10 protein-coding genes and 2 pseudogenes are annotated in these 17464 nt (G+C 70.0%); 5 read left to right on the top strand and 7 right to left on the bottom strand.

What is annotated here, in order from left to right; translation table 11 throughout:
• Nucleotides 1–16: 16 nt before the first annotated feature.
• Nucleotides 17–1411 carry a short-chain fatty acyl-CoA regulator family protein gene (locus O7553_RS08455; RefSeq protein ID WP_281554257.1) on the bottom strand — a complete coding sequence of 465 codons (1395 nt, stop codon included), beginning with the start codon at nt 1409–1411 and terminating at the stop codon, nt 17–19.
• 192 nt (nt 1412–1603) lie between these two features.
• On the opposite strand from O7553_RS08455, the gene aceA reads away from it, so the two are divergent.
• The 4 genes from aceA to O7553_RS08435 all read left to right on the top strand — a co-directional run bounded on the left by aceA (nt 1604) and on the right by O7553_RS08435 (nt 8706).
• Nucleotides 1604–2941 carry an isocitrate lyase gene (aceA, locus tag O7553_RS08450; RefSeq protein ID WP_281554256.1) on the top strand — a complete coding sequence of 446 codons (1338 nt, stop codon included), beginning with the start codon at nt 1604–1606 and terminating at the stop codon, nt 2939–2941.
• Nucleotides 2938–4542 (top strand): malate synthase A, encoded by a 1605-nt coding sequence (aceB, locus tag O7553_RS08445; protein ID WP_281554255.1) that lies wholly within the window; start codon nt 2938–2940, stop codon nt 4540–4542. The genes aceA and aceB overlap by 4 nt, the downstream gene beginning before the upstream one ends.
• 562 nt (nt 4543–5104) lie before the next feature.
• A complete protein-coding gene (locus O7553_RS08440; RefSeq protein WP_281554254.1) occupies nt 5105–6157 on the top strand; it encodes a patatin-like phospholipase family protein in 1053 nt (350 codons plus the stop codon).
• On the top strand, nt 6157–8706 hold the full coding sequence (locus tag O7553_RS08435; protein WP_281554253.1) for a hypothetical protein: 2550 nt from the start codon (nt 6157–6159) through the stop codon (nt 8704–8706). Before O7553_RS08440 ends, O7553_RS08435 begins: the two co-directional genes overlap by 1 nt.
• Nucleotides 8707–8729: 23 nt before the next feature.
• Here O7553_RS08435 and O7553_RS30140 read toward each other — a convergent pair.
• From O7553_RS30140 to O7553_RS08425, 3 genes and pseudogenes are all read right to left on the bottom strand, one after another.
• Nucleotides 8730–8810: pseudogene (locus O7553_RS30140) on the bottom strand (hypothetical protein); the annotation flags it as partial.
• A gap of 2 nt (nt 8811–8812) precedes the next feature.
• Nucleotides 8813–8989: pseudogene (locus O7553_RS08430) on the bottom strand (tryptophan synthase subunit beta); the annotation flags it as partial.
• Nucleotides 8990–9293: 304 nt separating this feature from the next.
• The gene (locus tag O7553_RS08425; protein ID WP_281554252.1) at nt 9294–13553 is read right to left on the bottom strand and encodes a carbohydrate-binding protein; all 4260 of its coding nucleotides are present in this window, start codon (nt 13551–13553) and stop codon (nt 9294–9296) included.
• A 323-nt stretch (nt 13554–13876) separates the two neighbouring features.
• Here O7553_RS08425 and O7553_RS08420 point away from each other — a divergent pair, with 323 nt between their 5' ends.
• Entirely contained in the window at nt 13877–14524 is a 648-nt protein-coding gene (locus tag O7553_RS08420; RefSeq protein ID WP_281554251.1) for an MOSC domain-containing protein, read from the top strand.
• Nucleotides 14525–14685: 161 nt separating this feature from the next.
• On the opposite strand, the gene O7553_RS08415 is transcribed toward O7553_RS08420, so the two are convergent.
• The 3 genes from O7553_RS08415 to O7553_RS08405 form a co-directional block, all read right to left on the bottom strand.
• A complete protein-coding gene (locus O7553_RS08415) occupies nt 14686–14865 on the bottom strand; it encodes a hypothetical protein (protein ID WP_281554250.1) in 180 nt (59 codons plus the stop codon).
• A 781-nt stretch (nt 14866–15646) separates the two neighbouring features.
• Nucleotides 15647–16927, bottom strand: a complete 1281-nt coding sequence (locus O7553_RS08410; protein WP_281554249.1) for a glycosyltransferase — start codon at nt 16925–16927, stop codon at nt 15647–15649.
• Nucleotides 16924–17385 (bottom strand): MarR family transcriptional regulator, encoded by a 462-nt coding sequence (locus O7553_RS08405; RefSeq protein WP_281554248.1) that lies wholly within the window; start codon nt 17383–17385, stop codon nt 16924–16926. Before O7553_RS08405 ends, O7553_RS08410 begins: the two co-directional genes overlap by 4 nt.
• Nucleotides 17386–17464 lie beyond the last annotated feature (79 nt).

Below are 17464 nucleotides of genomic sequence, written 5' to 3'. Positions count from 1 at the left end.
CCCCCGGCGGTACGGGTCAGTCCCGCAGCGGGTACGGAATGAAGGTGCTGCGGTTCTCGTCGACGTCGAGCCGCCGGCTGATCGGCGGGGCGGCCCGCTGCGGGCAGGTCATCCGTTCGCAGGTCTTGCAGCCGGGGCCGATCGGGGTGGCGGCGTCGGCGGCGTGCAGGTCCATCCCGGCCGAGTAGACCAGCCGACCGGCATGACGGGTCTCGCAGCCGAGTCCGATCGCGTACACCTTGCCGGGTTGACCGTAGCCGCCGTGGTGGCGGATGACGGTCCGGGCGATCCACAGGTAGCGCTGGCCGTCCGGCATCGCGGCGACCTGGGTGACCACCCGGCCCGGCGAGCCGAACGCCTCGTAGACGTTCCACAGTGGGCAGGTGCCGCCGGTACGGGAGAACGGGAACCCGGTCGCCGACTGGCGCTTGGACATGTTGCCGGCCCGGTCGACCCGGACGAACGAGAACGGTACCCCGCGCGAGCGGGGCCGTTGCAGGGTGCTCAGCCGGTGGCAGACCGTTTCCCAGCCCATCGCGAAGTGCTCGGCGAGCAGGTCGATGTCGTAGCGACGGGTCTCGGCGGCGGTGAGGAACCGCTCGTACGGCAGGATCAGCGCGGCGGCGAAGTAGTTCGCCAGGCCGACCCGGGTGAGGATCTGGGTCTGGACGTCATCGAACCTCTCCTCCTCGATGATCTCGTCGATCACGTCGGCGTACTCCAGCAGGGCGATCTGCGCGGCCATCCGGATCGCCTCCTGTCCGGGTCGCAGCGAGGTGGACAGGTGCAGGGTGCGGGTCTGCGGCCGGTAGCGGTGCAGCTCGCCGCCGAGGGAGTCGGCGTCGTCGCGGGAGATCCGTACGCCGTGTCGCTGCGCCAGCCGGTCCCGCAGCGCCGCCCGCGCCTCGCCCCGGCGGATGCCGATCTGATCGGACAGCCGCTCGGCGGCCTCGTCGACCGCCGGGACGTAGTTCTGCCGCCGGTAGAAAAACTCGGTGACCTGGTCGTGCGGGCTGTGGCCAACCCGCTCCCGGTCACCGACGAGCTCGGAGAGCTGCTCGTCGGCCTGCTGGTAACGACGGTGCAGGTCGAGCACCGCCTCGGCCACCTCGGGCAGCCGGGAGGCGAACTCGGTCAGGTCGCCGATGCCAGTGCGGGAGCCGAGCGCCTCGCGCAGCCCGGCGACGAGTCGCGGGGTGTCGTGCGGGGCGAAGCTGGTCGGGTCGACGCCGAAGACCTCGGTGATCCGCATCAGCACCGCGACGGTCAACGGCCGGGAATCGTGCTCGATCTGGTTGAGATAGCTCGCTGAAATGTTGAGCTGCCGGGCCAACTCGGTCTGACTGATTCCCCGGTCCTCACGCATCCGGCGCAGTCTGGCACCGGCGAAGGTCTTGGCGATCGCCCTCACCTCCACGCTCGTCCCGGCTGCGATCCGCCAACGTTAACACGCGCCCGGCCAGCATTAGCAGGGCTGCGAAGAGATGCTTTTGCAAGTTGGCAAAATGGGCCGACGACTTTTCAGTAATTGGCTACTTCCGTCTCTCGACCAGTCGCCGGCGTCGTGTGACCGTTGGTCGCACGCCACCCGAAGGAGACGACGATGCACACCGCAGTGGAGACCGTGCAGAGCGCAGTGGATCAGTTGCGACACGAATGGGACACCGACCCGCGCTGGCACGGGGTGCGGCGCAGCTACCGCCCCGCCGACGTGGTGCGGCTGCGCGGCGCCATCACCGAGGAGCACACCCTGGCCCGGCACGGCGCCCGGCGGCTGTGGCAGCTGCTGCACAGCGAGGACCACGTCCACGCCCTCGGCGCGCTCACCGGCAACCAGGCGGTGCAGATGGTCCGGGCCGGGCTGAAGGCGATCTACCTGTCCGGCTGGCAGGTGGCCGCCGACGCCAACCTTGCCGGGCACACCTACCCCGACCAGAGCCTCTACCCGGCGAACTCGGTGCCGGCGGTGGTCCGCCGGATCAACAACGCGCTGCTACGGGCAGCGCAGATCAGCACCGCCGAGAGCGGTGCGGACGGCGCCGGACCCGACAGTGCCGGGCCGGGCGGCGGGGACGGCCCGGCGACCGACTGGCTGGCCCCGATCGTCGCCGACGCCGAGGCCGGCTTCGGCGGCGTGCTCAACGCGTACGAGCTGATGACCGCGATGATCGCGGCCGGCGCGGCCGGGGTGCACTGGGAGGACCAGCTGGCCGCCGAGAAGAAGTGCGGCCACCTGGGCGGCAAGGTGCTGATCCCGACCGGCGCGCACATCCGTACCCTCGAAGCCGCCCGGCTGGCCGCCGACGTGGCCGGCGTGCCGAGCGTGGTCATCGCCCGCACCGACGCGCAGGCCGCCACCCTGCTCACCACCGATATCGACGAGCGGGACCGGCCGTTCGTCACCGGCGAGCGCACCGCCGAAGGCTTCTACCGGGTGCGCAACGGTATCGAACCGTGCATCGCCCGAGGCCTGGCCTACGCGCCGCACGCCGACCTGCTGTGGATGGAGACCAGCACCCCGGACCTGGAGGTCGCCCGCCGGTACGCCGAGGCGATCAAGCGCGAGTACCCGGACCAGCTGCTGGCGTACAACTGCTCGCCGTCGTTCAACTGGCGCAAGCACCTCGACGACGCGACCATCGGCAAGTTCCAGCGGGAGCTGGGCCACATGGGGTACAAGTTCCAGTTCATCACCCTGGCCGGCTTCCACGCGCTGAACTACTCGATGTTCGACCTGGCGCGCGGCTACGCCAGTGACGGGATGAGCGCGTACGTGTCGCTGCAGGAGCGCGAGTTCGCCGCCGAACCGGCCGGCTACACGGCGGTGAAACACCAGCGGGAAGTGGGTACCGGCTACTTCGACCTGATCTCGACGGTGCTCAACCCGGCCGGCGAGACCACCGCGCTGCGCGGCTCGACCGAGGAGGAGCAGTTCGCGTGAGGTACGAGATTCTCGGTCCGATGGCCGACCGGTTCGACGAGGTGCTCTCCGCCGAGGCGCTGGAGTTCCTGATCGCCCTGGACGGCGAGTTCGCCGCCCGGCGGGTGGCGCTGCTGGACACCCGCCGCGCCCGGCGGGCCCGGTACGCCTCCGGCCAGCTGCCCGACTTCCTGCCGGAGACCGAACACATCCGCACCGACCCGACCTGGCGGGTCGCCCCGCCCGCACCCGGGCTGGTCGACCGGCGGGTGGAGATCACCGGACCGACCGACCGGAAGATGACCGTCAACGCGCTGAACTCGGGCGCGAAGGTGTGGCTGGCCGACTTCGAGGACGCCACCAGCCCGACCTGGCGCAACGTGATCGGTGGGCAGCTGAACCTGATGGACGCCCTCGACCGGCGGATCGACTTCACCGACGAGCGCGGCAAGCGGTACGCCCTCGGCGAGGAGCCGGCCACGATCGTGGTCCGTCCACGCGGCTGGCACCTGGTGGAGAAGGGCATCGTGGTGGACGGGCGGCCGATCTCGGCAAGCCTGGTCGACTTCGGGCTGTACTTCTTCCACTGCGCCCACCGGCAGCTCGACGCCGGCGCCGGGCCGTACTTCTACCTGCCGAAGTTGGAGAGCCACCGCGAGGCGCGGCTGTGGAACGACGTGTTCGTCCTCGCCCAGCGCCGGCTCGGCCTGCCGCAGGGCACCATCCGGGCGACCACGCTGATCGAGACGATCACCGCCGCGTTCGAGATGGAGGAGATCCTGTACGAGCTGCGGGAGCACTCGGCCGGGTTGAACGCCGGCCGGTGGGACTACATCTTCAGCATCATCAAGAACTTCGGGCAGTGGCCGGACTTCGTGCTGCCGGACCGCGCCGAGGTGACCATGACGGTGCCGTTCATGCGGGCGTACACCGAACTGCTGGTGCGGACCTGTCACCGACGCGGCGCGCATGCCGTCGGCGGGATGGCCGCCTTCATCCCCAGCCGGGACCCGCAGGTCAACGAGGCCGCGCTGGGCAAGGTGCGGGCGGACAAGCAACGCGAGGCCGGCGACGGCTTCGACGGCTCCTGGGTGGCCCACCCGGGCCTGGTGCCGACCTGCCGGGAGGTCTTCGACGCGGTGCTCGGCGACCGTCCGCACCAGGTCGACCGGTTGCGCGAGGAGGTGGCGGTGACCGCGACCGACCTGCTGGCCGTGGACAAGACGCCCGGCCAGGTGACGGCGGCCGGGGTCCGCGCCAACGTCGCGGTGGCGCTGCGGTACGTCGATGCCTGGCTGGGCGGTGCCGGCGCGGTGGCCCTGTGGAACCTGATGGAGGACGCGGCGACCGCCGAGATCGCCCGCTGTCAGGTCTGGCAGTGGCTGCACCACGGCACCCCGTTGGCCGACGGTGGATGCGTCACCGAGGACCTAGTCCGGTCGGTCCTGGCCGGGGAGCTGGTTGCGCTGGTCGACGGGCGGGACGGTCCGGACCGCGACCGCGCCGAGGCGGCGGCCCGGATCGTCGAGGAGACGGCGCTCGGCGAGGACCTGCCGGCGTTCTTCACCACCGAGGCGTACGCCCGGCACCTGTCCCCCGCCGCGCTGACAAACCAGCGCTGACGCCGCCCCGCGGTCACTGCGGATCGCGAACAGCCGCCAGCCACCGGCGGCGGACGAAAGGGCAGGTCGGACGATGCCTACCTGCCCACATATGTGCACAATGGAGGCAAACTGGGACCACCTTCCCGACTTGCACCGTCGCAGGCTGGCCGACTGCTGCGAACGAATCGGCGTACCGCTCACCGACGCGCACTGCGCGCTGGCGGACGCCCGGGCGAGCGCCGCACTGCTGCGGTCGTACCTTGCCGGCGGCGCAGGCCACTCCCGGCGCCCTGGCCGCGGGCATCACCTCACTCGGTCGGGGTACCTGTCGAGCTTGATGCCAGAGATGCATCAGCATGCACCTGTGGCATCAGGTCCCCGTCGGCGGATAATGAGTATTCTTCGCGAAGGGACGCCGAATTAGAAGATCAATTCTGGGGCGGCCCCACCTCGTCTCCGACATCTGCGAATACTCGCATTTGCCGAACAGATCCACCTACTGGCAACATAGATAGAGTGAGTCCATCGTCGATGGTGTCGCCCACCGGTCACGGCTCCGCCAATAAGGTCGGTTGAGATCGTGGGCGAGTCACCGGACGCCATCGAGATGCAGCCCTGGGACGCCGAGCACCCGGTGCTCAAGATCATTCGGAAACGGCGCGACTCCGGCAGCCGGCCCGGTGCCCGCGATCACGGTGACACGGCGAAGGTCGGCCTCGCGGTCGAGGGTGGCGGGATGCGGGGAGTCGTCTCGGCGTCGATGCTCGCGACGCTGGAGGACCAGGGTTTCAGCGACGCGTTCGACGCGGTGTACGGCTGCTCGTCCGGCGCGGTGAACAGCGCCTATTTCCTCGCCGGCGGGACCTGGTACCCCGTTTCGATCTACTACGACGATCTGACCAGCCGCCGGTTCATCGACTTCACCCGCGGCCTGCGTGGCGGGAACATCCTCGATCTCGACTACGCGTTCGGAGAGATCGTCGAGATCATCAAGCCGCTCGCCTATGACCGCGTTCTGGCAGCCGACCTCCCACTTCATGTAGCTATCACCGATGTCGATGCAATTTCCACCCGGCTGGTATCCGATTTCTCCGACCGTGCCGACCTCAAGGCAGCGCTGCTGGCCTCCGCCTGGCTGCCGATCGCCGTACGGGGAACGGCGCAGTTCCGAGGCTGGCGGGCTCTCGACGGTGGCGTGGTCACCGCGCTGCCGTTCCGACTCGCGCTGCGCGACGGATGCACCCACGTGCTCTCCCTGAGTACCCGGCCCATGCGCAGCGGCAATGGCGGGCTCGGTCTGCAGCACCGGTACACCTGCCGTTACCTGGAGAGAATCAAGGAAGGGCTGGGTGCCGCCTACCTGGCCTCGGTCCGGCAACGGCTCCGCGACCAGGTCGACCTCGCCGCCCGGCGCGGCACCGCGAGCCAGCTGCCGCCGTACGTCCTCGACCTCGCCCCGTTGCCCGAGGACACCGAGGTCAAGCGGCACGAACTGCGCTCGCACCTGCTGATCAGCGCGGCGCGCCGGGCGTACTCCCTGATGTACTGCGCGGTCGAGGGACGGCCGGTGGATCTGCTCCGGTCGGGACGACTGCACGCGGTACCCCGTCTGATGGTCGTGGACCAGCGCTGATGGCCGGACAACCGACCCTCGACCAGTTGGTCGAGGAGCTTTCCCGACCACCCACGCCGCCCGGTCCGGAGCTCGACCGGCTGGCGAAACTGCTGCTGCCGGCCGGCGGTGAGTCGGCCGCCGGGCGGCGGACGACGGCGACGAACCGACCGACGGCCGATGACCTGACCTCCTGGCGGGCGCTGCTGCGTGACGTGCCGTTCGATCAGCGGTCCTTCGACGACCGGTTCCGCCCAGGCAGCTGGAAGGCGGTCCTCGACGGACTGGCGCGGCACTGCGACCGGCTCGCCGATGGTGCCGCCGACCTGCCGCCGCCGCGTCGGCAGACGGTCGGCTTCCTGGCGCTGCTGTTGATCACTCTGACCGGCCTGGCCGAATCGAGTGACCGCCGAACCGCCGCCGCGCCGGCCCGGGCGGGTACCACCGACGGGAGCACACCCCCACCCGGTCACGACTGTCCCGGCGTGTGCGGGCGTCTCGTCCGGCAGCGGCCGGTACGCGAGACGATCCGCGAGCTGTACCGGCCGGTCGGCGGACCGCTTCCGGACCATGCCGGTCAGGATGCCGTCGCGGGGTCCGAGTGGACCGCCGGAGTCGACTTCGACACCCTCGAATTCCATGAGCACGGCACCACCTCGCTGATCCTGCGCGGGTCCGGCACGCGACGGGGCGGGCTGCGTCGACCCTTCGCCCTCAAATTGATTCTCTACCCGTACCTGCGGATCCCGCGCATCGCGAGCACGACGAAGGCGTACGCCGGGCTCTACGATCTCGCCGGTGCCCAGGCGGAACATCTGGTCGCGGTCTGGGCCAGCTCGCACAGCTGGATCCTGATGGACTTCGTCGCCGGGCGTCCGCTGCACGAGGTGTGGCGGGAACGCACCGCGCGACGCCGCACCGCGCGACGTGCCCGCCCCGGACGCTCGGCGACATCCGGCGACGACCAGGGCCTCGGCGAGACCTCGGTCGACCGGTTCGCGCTCCTGGCCGACCTGCGGGACTACGGCACGGCCGCGTTCCTGGCGCTCGCGGAGCTCGACCGGTTCCTCAACGCCGGCAACCACCCCACCGAGCCGACCAGGCGGGGGCACGGCGACCTCGCCCCGTCGAACATCATGGTGACCTACCGGGACGGCCGACCCGTTTTCCGGCTGATCGACATCGGCGCGAACTACCTGTACACGTACGCCTTCGGCGCACTCGAAGGCCCGGACGGACAGTTCGTCGCTCCTGAGGTGAAGGCCGACGGGACGGCGGGTGACAAGTCCGACGTCTATTCGCTGGGCAAGTTGCTGACCATGTTCGGTGGCGGGGAACCGGGTGATGTCGTTCCAGACGAGTTCTACGCCCACGCGCCGCTGCTGGCCCGGTTCATCGAGGACCTCATCGACACCCACCCGGACCATCGGTTGCTGCTGTTCTCGCCGGACACCGACCCCGCCGAGCGGCACGCCGCAGCCGGTGAAGAACAGCAACCGGCACCGGACGTCTCCCGGTACGCCCGACTCCACGACACGTTCGCTGCGGAACTCGACGCCGAGGCGGCCCGGACGCCGCCGACCGACGACCGGCTGGTCCGAGGCACCTGGGAACTGTTCCAGACCCGACTGACCCTCGGACTGTTCCGACCACTCGCCGGTGCCCCCGGTCAGCTGCGTCGCATCTACCGGACGCGCCGGGCTGAGCCGGGTGCCGCCGGCCGTGCGTCGGCCCTCGCCGCAGCCCGGTTGCTGGCCTGGTCCTGGCTCTCCTCCGTGGCCTGGGCGGTGACCTGCGCCATCACCCTCATCTGGATCATCCGGCAGTTCGACTGGTCCTGGGGCAACCGGATGGTGGAGTCCCTGCAACGGATGCTGGGCGGCTCGGAAGATCACTTCCCGGTCCTCGACTCGCTACGCGCTCCCGGGTACTCGATACCGGACATCGAGGCGAACGCGCCGGCCCTGCTGGTCGGTCTGACGTACGCGATGGTGTCGGCGAAGTACTACCACAACATCTTCGCCAGCATGAATCCGCTGGCCGCCGGCTGGCGGGCCGGCGGCCTCACCGTCCGCGCAGCCCTCGCCCAGTTCGCCATCCGGATACAGACGGTCACCGGCGCTGTCCTGGTGCTGCCGATCGTGCTCTACGACCCCCGGCTGTGGCCGATCAACAGCGCCATCGGCCAGACCCTGTCGCTGTTCACCAACAGCGCCGTCCTCCTGTTCGCCCGACGTGCCCTGGCGGACGCACGTCGGCGTGGGCTGAGCACCGTACCGCCGAGCGACGCGAAGGTCACCGGGCTCGCGTCGTTCGCGGAGTGGACGCCGTCCTCGCTGTTCTACGCGGGGATCGTCTGGACGATCGGGCTCGCGGTCTACCAGGGCGCGCTGCAGGACGTGTACGTGTACGCCTTGTCCGTGGCGTCGATCAACCTCTTCCTCTTCTACATGATCAAGTGTGGCCGGGGAGCGGCCGAGGTCAGGACCGCGCTCACCCGGGCCACCGGGGCGGCCGAGCGGCTGCGGAGCCGGTCGGCGTGCGGTTGGCGTACCCAGGAGACCTGGTAAATCGCGGGACGGCCGGCGAACTCACGCAGTCGCTCCAGCCGCAGCGCGTGCTCGCCCGGCGCGATTCGCAACTGGGCTGCGGCGCGAGCCGACGAGAGCCGCACCGATCGACGAAACCGGCGAAGGTGCCGGCGGTGTTGGAGCCACCGCCGACGCAGGCCACGACGTGGTCCGGCACCGCGTTGACCAGCTCGCGGGCGCACTGGCCACGCGCCTCGTCGCCAATGACCCGTTGGAAGGTCCGCACCATCCACGGATACGGGTACGGACCAATCACCGAGCCGGCGCAGTAGAGGCGATCCGCTTCCACGACGACACCGGCTGGGGTCGCTACCGGCCCTGGGCGCGCCCGGTCCTGCTGCTGACGCGGGACCGGCCGGCCGACGCGGCGACGGCGCTGCGGCAGACCCCGGACCCAGCGCGCGACCCGTTGGCCGAGGCGTTGTGGTGCCTCACCGCACAGGCCGCGATCGCCCTCGACGACCGTACGGTGCTGCGCCGCGCCCGGACCGCGCTCACACCGGCCGTCGACGAGCTGGCCGGGGCCGGCAGACATGATCGGCGCGGGACGGGCGGGCGGAGCGGGATCAGCAGGCACCAACCCGTTTCCAGGGGCCCCACCCGGAGGCGGCAGGTTGCTGGTCCCGCGTCCACCACTGTGCGGTCCACAGCTGCCCGTCATGCTCGACGGTCTCGCCGCCGGTGTAGATCCACGACGACGTCCACTCCGGGTAGAAATCGCTGCCGCAGTGCTGGTAGGCACCGAGCTCGGCCCAGGCACCCCGCTGCGTGGCACCCGGTACCTGGTTCCTCGTCCACCACTGGGCCTGGTACGCACGGCCGGCGTGGTACACGAGATCACCCTCGGTGTAAACCTGCGACGGCTCCCAGGTGGGTACCACCGGCGTCCAATGGGCGTACAGCGTCGCCGCGGTTTGGGCCAGGGCCGACACCTCGGTCGCGGCGGTCACCGTGGTGCCGCTGCCGTCGGCGGCAGTGTTCCAACCGGCGAACTCGAACGCGGGCCTGCGCAGACCGGTGCCCGGCGCGTCCAGACCAGCATCGGTCCGCAACAAACCATTGCGCGCCTCGGGTGCCGTGCCGATGCCGCCGTTGACGTCGTACGACACGGAGTAGACCCCCTCGACCGCAGCGGCCCACGACAGCATCGGCGACTGGTTGTTGGTCGCCCGCAGCCGGATGGTCACCGGTCCGGCCGCGGCCAGGTCGATGTCGTAGCTCAACACCCTCGACGGCGTGGCGGTGTCGAGGGTGACCTGCGCTCCGACCTGGTGCGCGGCACCGTCATAGTCCAGGAACACGTCGTAGCCGCGACTGTTGCCGGGCCACCAGGAGTGGCTGCCCGCCACGATCGTGTGGCGACCCGCCGGCAGGGTGAAGGTGTAGCTGAGGATCGCCCCCACCTGGTTGGCCGTGTACACCCCCGTGGTGGTCGTCTTGCTGTAGTCACCAGCGACGATCCCCTTGTACCGGATGTCACGGTCGCCGGCGGCGTTGTACGCCCCGAGGCCCCAGGTCGCATCGCCTTCGAGGACCTGGTCGGGTGCGCCGTTGCGCAGATCGTCGCCCAGCAGTTCGGCGACCGCCGCGTGGGCCGGCGAGTTGTAGCCCAGGGTGCCGGTTGCGGTCCCGTTGACGTCCGCGAAGTACCTCAGCCCTGGCGGCACGACCTCGACCCAGGCGGTCGTGGTGGCACCACCGTGGCTGCCCCGGACGGCGACCGTCGTCCACGCCTGGCTGACGTCGAGTCCGTCGAGATCCCAGGTCACCGCGAGATCCCGGGTGGTGCCGTCGGTGAGCGCGGCGGGCAGCGTCGCCGGCAGGTCGCCCGGCACCTGGCCGAGGAAGGTCGCCCGCCAGACCTGCGGCAGCGCGGCCACCCGATTGGCCAGCGGGTAGCTGGCCGCCTGAAGCCGGGAGACGATCTGCCGGGCGCCCTCCCCGTCGAGCCGATAACCCGCCGGGTCAGCCACCGCACGACCGGCCATCGCGATGGTGGACTGCAGCAGCGCCCAGTCCCGGTCGGTGAAGTCCTCGGTCCGCTCGATCCGCGAGGCTACCGCCAACGCCTGGCTGACAGCATCGCTCGACGCCGGCTCGGTTGCCGGCGTCCCCAGGACACCGACCGAGTCGACCACCAGCGTCCCGGCGATCACCTCAAAGGTCACAGTGTGCCGACCCCACGGCAGTCCTCGCACGGCCACGGTCTGCTGGAAGTTGGTGACGGACCTGGTCGGCAGGTTCGTCGCGACGAGTTCGCCGTCGACCCGCACGTCGAGCCGGGCGCTGCCGTCGTTGACTCCCATGACGTCGATCCCGGAACCGGTGAACGTGTACGCGAGGGAGGCACCGGGCCCCCGACTGGTCGACGACGAGCGATGATACTCGTACATGCTGCCGCCGTTGGCGTGCCGCCAGTCTCCGCTGTAGGCGAGCCGGGCGGCCGGCGGGTCGGCCAGGTCGTTCATCTCCAGGTTGTCGAGGAGTTCGCGGTAGTACGGCAGGTGGCCCGGCACCCGCTCGATCGTCAGGTTGTCGAACCGGGTGTGGTGGAAGCCGCTGGCGAGGTCGACGCGACCGGACAGGTACGGCAGGTCGTCGGTCCAGCTGAACACCTGGTCGCCGTTGACGAAGCCGGTGATCTGGTGACCGGCGACCCGGATCGCCAACCGGTGCCAGGCGGTGGCGTCGAATCCGGCGACGGTCCCGCCGGAGATCGTCCTACCGGTACGGCGGAACTGCCAGGTCCCGTCGGAGGCCAGCAGCAACGCATAGGGTGTGCCGCTCAGACTGTGTGAGCTGCCGCCGCCGGTCGAACGCGCGCCGATGGCCGCGTAGTTGTCCGACGCCGGGCCCCGGTCGAACCGCACGTCGACGCCCGCCTGGTAGTTGGTCCAGCGCAGATCACCGACGCCGGTGACGGGATCGGCGCTGTTCCAGGCACCGCCGACACCGGTCGTCGCCCGGTCGATCTGCTGGCGCAGCACGTTGTTCCCGTCGCCGGTCCGCACCGTCTCGAAGGCACCGTTCCGGTCCCAGGTGTACAGCGGGATGGCGCCCGTGTCGCCGCCACGGGAGTCGATGAAGCTCTCGGTCTGGCTCGTGACGACGCCACCCGGACCGATCACCGGCACGGTCCGGCCGACGTAGTCGAAGTCGTCGGCCCACAGCACGCCGTGCTCCGGGTCGGCGTCGAGCACCGTGCGCTCGCCCTCGACCGGAAGCGGCGTGGCCCACTCCGGATCTGCGGTGACGTCGAGCGAGGTGACGGTGACGATGGAGTATGGTTCGACGCTGACCTGGTAGCCGCCGGTGACGCCGGGTACCGCATCGGCGACGTGGCGCTTGTAGTTGGCGTCGAACGCCTCGCCGCCGCCGGTAGCCCGGGTCTGCCAGACGGCGAGTTTCGGGTCGACCCCTAGATCGAAGCCGACCGGCGTGATCTCATAGGTCCGTGCGTACTCGGAGTCGTTGACGATCACGGTCGAGAAGTCCGACCGGTCCGGCGCGGCCATGGTGAGGTAGTTGGGCTGACCGTTGCGCCCGACGACCGGGTTGGTGCCGGTGGCGGTGGAGGCGCTGGCCTGCGGGACAGCCCGCCAGACCCCGGCGGTGTTGGAGTCGTTCTCCCAACCGGTCTGCGCGAAGCTGGTGAAGTGCTGCAGCACGGCGAGTCCCGCGTCGTAGTGAATCCACCCTGACCACGGGTCGCGGGCGGACACGAGCTCCTTGAAGGAGTACTGACCGCCTTCGAAGAACGAGCCGATGGCGGGTTGGTAGACGAAGTGCGTCCGCCGCGACATCACGAAGCCCTTGACGATGGTGTTGGCCATCTCCAGCGCGCTGCCCGTGCCGCCGATGCCGGTGCCCGGCACGGTCGGGTCTGCCGTGTTGTTGTTCTGTCGGAAGGACGAGTTGCTGAAGGTGGCCTGCGCTTCGCTGTTCCAGATTTCCTTGTCGAACTGCTCGGCAAGCCGGGTGAAGTTCTGCTGACCGTCGTCGTTCGTGTTGTAGTGGTAGCCGGCCACCGCGACTGCGTCGCGCAGCTCGGCGTCGCCGACCATCGCGCCGCCGAAGCTGCCGATGCCGACCTCGTCGGAGATGACGACCTGGATCTGGTGGTAGAGCTGCGCCTCGCCGGGACGGAAGCCGGCCAGTGCGGGATCGTCGCTGACGTAGCCGGTGGTGTCGCTGCGCACCTGGTTCGCGTACTGCTTGGTCCAGGTGAGATCGGCCGTGTGCTCGTTCACCCCGGGGTTGACGTAGTCGACCATGAAGCCGTACTCGCGGTAGGCCGCCAGGATGGTGTTCTTGTACCAGGTGTAGATCTTGTCGTTGGTGTTCGCCCACGCCGGCGCGTTCCACCGCAGGATGCTGACCTTGACGTCGGGGTTGACCTTCCTGGCGTCGGCGGCCAGTTGGAAGCCCGGGTGCCGGGCCACGTTCGCCGGCTCCGTCTCCCGGCGCATGGTGGCCGGGTCGGGTCCGGTCGAGTTGTTCCGGTCGTTGCCCATCTCGATCTTGACGTGGCTCATGACGGGTCGGTCGCCCCCGAAGAGAACCCGCAGCAGCCGCGCGTAGGTCTCGGGGTGCTGGGCCTTGTAGTCCATCAGCACGGCGCTGGTGCTGTTCGCGCTCAGCACACCGAAGCCCTTGAAGGTCAGGCCGTTGACGTTGTCGGCCGCGACGAGGCTCGCGTCCACGGTGATGTCGACGGTCGCCGCAGCCGCAGGTGCAGCCGCAGCGGTAGACGTACCACCGACCAGTTGAGCTGGCGCGATCATCCCGAGCACGAGCAGGGCTGCGACGGCCGATCCACGTCCCATGAATGTCTCCTTCTGCCGACCGCATGTTTCTGTCCGATGCACGGCTGGTCTCGCGACAGTAAATCGATCGAAAGACACCAGTCAATAACAGGAATGAACAGACTCGATCGCGTCCGATCACAATCGACCACACCGCACGGGCCAGGTGCGCCCTCAGGTAGTCCCGGTTGGCATCGTGGTGCCAGTAACCGCAGCCGGCCGCCCTGCGCGGCGGCGCAAGGTGGTCACAAAGAAACAGAACCGATCACGAAGCTTCAGTCGGCGGGAACGCGGTCGGCCAGACAGCAGGCGACGACGCGAAAAAGCTCTGGCACACTACGGGCATGGACCGGCCCACGGCGCACACCACGGCGCCCCGTCACCTGCCCGCCGCCGAGCTCACCGCCGGGCTCACGGAGGTGGCCCGCTCCCCACGCGGCTCCGGCAGGTTGGACCTCGTGGTCCGCCGGCCAGCCGTCGACGAGCGGGAGCTGCTAGCCGAAGGGACGCTCGACATCACCGACGGGCTGGTGGGCGACAGCTGGGCGCAGCGCGGCAGCTCGAAGACCAGTGACGGGTCGGCGCACCCGGATCGGCAGCTCACCGTGATGAACTCCCGGCTCGTCCGGCTGGTCGCCGGCGACGACCCGCAGCACTGGGGGCTGGCCGGCGACCAGCTCTTCGCCGATCTCGACCTGCACACCGACGCACTGCCCGCCGGCACCCGGCTGGCGGTCGGCGACGAGGCGGTCATCGAGGTGACGGCCGAACCGCACAACGGGTGTGCGAAGTTCGCCAACCGCTACGGGCGGGACGCGCACAAGCTGGTCTGGAGTGAGCAGGGTCGCCAGGCCCGGCTGCGTGGCCTCTACGCCCGCGTCGTGGTCGGTGGCGTCATCCGGCCCGGCGACCAGATCCGCGTACTCGGCACGGCGGCCGACGCCACCGAGGGAACCGCCATGACCCTCAACCCGCCGGTTCAAGGGGCATAGCGGTTCCCTCGTCGTGAGGCGCCGGTCGTCAGCCCGGTCGCCGTCGCCAGCCGGGCAACGCCGGCAGTGTCCGGCCCGCACCGGGCAATCTCCGCCACGAGGGTACGGGCGGAGGGCCGGCAGCGGATCTCAGCCGGTACGACGCGGTCCGCCTCGACCAACTACCGTCCCCCCGCTTTGAAGTCGACGGCGGCCGGTCCGAAACTCGCCTGCAGGTAGTTCGGGCCGTCCCCGATCTGCCTGGTGACCTCATCAGCCTGTGCGATCAGCTCGTCGACGCTGCAGGTTTCACCGCAGCCGGCGGCGGCCAACCCGGCCTGCAGCAGCAACGTCCCGTACACCTCCCGGACCTGCGGCGACGCGGCTCCGCCGCTCGACCCGGCACCGGATACACCACATCCACCGGCACATCCGCACGCTGAAACCACTTCCCGTACACGACACCCCCTCAACGACCCGAGCAGGCCGCCAGTGCGATGCAATCCGCTGTGGATGGATGATTCAAGTCCCAGCGCAGCCGCGCCTACTACAGCGTCCGCCTCGGCCTCTTGTTGCTGGTCGAAGGTAACCAGACTGATGCCTGCCAGGTCGTTGCCACGGCACTGCCGCTGTTCACGTCCGTCCGCTCCAGCCGACCTGCCTCACTATCGCCCGCATCTCGTAGACCTCTAGAGGAGTCCTCCCGGCCCGGCTTCTCCACCATCGTCGTGGAGATCAGCACCGACGTAGTCGGCTATGCATACGGGCACACCTTCGCCCCTGACGCGTGGTGGCCAGAAGCAGATCACGAACCCTCAGGGACGACGGGACTCGATGAACTCGCCGTCCTCGAACTGGGGCCGGCAACCCGTCGCGGTCGCCTACCCACCGGGGGCGAAGTCCAGTGTGTCCGGCCGGGTCCAGCGGCACACCGGCCACGAGCACGCCTACATCATGGAGGGTGAGCTGACCTTGCCAGGTCGGCTTCCAGGAGGTCGTGCTCGGCGCCGGGGACAGCATGGTGTTCGACTCGTCCCGCCCGCACCTGCTGGAGAGCCGCAGCGACCGGGCCGTGCACGCGATCTGGTTCATCGTGCGCCTGAACCCGACTCGGGACCGTGAACGTCGACTATTCGGGGTCGGTCACGCCGCTGCGGCTTCGATCCGCGCCACCGCGCTCGCGACGCCGTCCTCGGCCGTGAGCCGCCGCCCCAACCCGGCCGCCGCATCCCGGACATCGACGTCGGTGCTGACCTGGCGGATCGCGGCCGCGAGCCGCTGCGCGGTGATCGTCGACTGCGGAACCGGGGCGCTGCCCGCGCCGAGCGCCGCCACTCGCCGACCCCAGAAGAACTGGTCCAGGATGAACGGGCAGATCACCGAGGGCCGGCCGGCGCGCAGCGCGGCGGCGGTGGTGCCGGCACCGCCGTGATGCACCACGGCGGACACCCGGGGAAACAACCAGTCGTGCGGTGCCTGGGTGATGGGCAGGACGTTGCCCGGCAGGCCAGCCGCGTCCAGCCCGCCCCAGCCGGTGGCGACGATGCCGCGTACGCCGGCCAGGCGCAGCGCTTCGGCGACGACGCGGGTGAGGCGCTGCGGATCCCGCCCGGCCATGCTGCCGAAGCCGACGTACACCGGTGGGTCGCCGGCGTCGAGGAAGTCGACCAGTTCGGCCGGTGGCTGCCAGCCGGTGGCATCGTCGAGGAACCAGTATCCGGTGAGCTGGGCGTGCCCGGGCCAGTCGGCCGGGCGCGGCAGCACATGACCGCTGACCGCGTGCAGCACCGGGATCGGCCGCCCGTCGGGCAGCCGGGTGGCCAGGGCCGCACCCCTACGTCGGGCCAGGCACAACGTCTCCTGGCGGAAGGTGTTCACCATGCCGTCGTACATCCGGTAGCCGGCACCGACGAGCCGGTAGGTGAGCCGGTTGTACGCGCGGCCGAGCGGCAGCGCAGGTGCGCCGATCAGCGGGAAGTCGCCGGTCGCCACGGACATCGGAACGGGGACCGCCTGCACCGCCGGCGCGCCGAGTTTCTCGGCGACGTGCGGGCCGGCCAGCGCCTTGGGGTGGTAGACGATCACCTGCGGGTCGGCCTGGCGGGCCGCCTGCCAGACATCGGCCAGCAGGCCCCGGTTGATCGGGTTGGCCCGCCGGGCCAGCCGGATGTTGGTCTTGACCGAGCCGAGAAGTCCGGTGGTGTCCTCCATCGCGGCGCGACCCGCCGCCGAGTCGAGCAGTTGCAGGATCTCGTCGCCGAGGTGGCCGTACGCCAGGCCGTGGTCGGTGACGAAGGACCGGAATCGGGCGCAGGTGGCCAGGGTGACGTCGTGACCGGCCGCCCGCAGCCCGGTGCCGAGCGCCAGGTACGGCTGGACGTCACCGCGAGACCCGACGGTGACGATCAGGACCCGCACCGTCACACGTCCCGTTTGGTCTGGCGCCGGAACTCCTCCATCAGCGCGGGCGTCCGTTCGATCATGAAGGTGTAGAAGTCGCGGGTGTGCCGGAGCCGGTCCGCCTCCGGGGCGTCCGCGTCGCCGACGAGATCGATGCCACGCTGCATCAGGTCGATGAAGGTGCGCATCTTGTCGGTCGGGTCGATCGCCCGGGCGAAGGCGTCCGGGTGCATCTCGTACGCGTGGCCCCGGCCGCTGGTCGGCACCCGGCGCACCATGCCGGACTGCTCCAGCGCCCGCATCCCGGCCGAGACGGATGCCTTGGACAGCCCGACCGCCTCGCACAGTTGCGCGGTGGTCTGGCCCGGCGGGTCGCAGATCAGCAGCCAGCCGAGCAACTTGCCGAACGCAGGGGTGGTGCCCATCTGGGCGAGGGCGACACCGACCTCTTCGGCGTACCGCCGCCCGGCGTCCGGATCCACGTGCATCTCCTTCCTCGCCGAGAACGCCCCATCATGAGGACCGCCACCATCGAAGAACGCCATCATCACGAATGTTCAG

Origin of the sequence: Solwaraspora sp. WMMA2059 (assembly GCF_027497315.1) — a bacterium.
GTDB lineage: Bacteria > Actinomycetota > Actinomycetes > Mycobacteriales > Micromonosporaceae > Micromonospora_E.
The sequence above is the reverse complement of the archived record's forward strand: the minus strand, read 5'-3'. Positions and strand labels throughout refer to the sequence as shown.

Bases quoted from the DNA above. Each gene is read 5' to 3' on its own strand.
- aceA (WP_281554256.1), top strand. From the start codon at position 1,604: ATGCACACCGCAGTGGAGACCGTGCAGAGCGCAGTGGATCAGTTGCGA.
- O7553_RS08435 (WP_281554253.1), top strand. From the start codon at position 6,157: ATGGCCGGACAACCGACCCTCGACCAGTTGGTCGAGGAGCTTTCCCGA.
- O7553_RS08425 (WP_281554252.1), bottom strand. From the start codon at position 13,553: ATGGGACGTGGATCGGCCGTCGCAGCCCTGCTCGTGCTCGGGATGATC.
- O7553_RS08420 (WP_281554251.1), top strand. From the start codon at position 13,877: ATGGACCGGCCCACGGCGCACACCACGGCGCCCCGTCACCTGCCCGCC.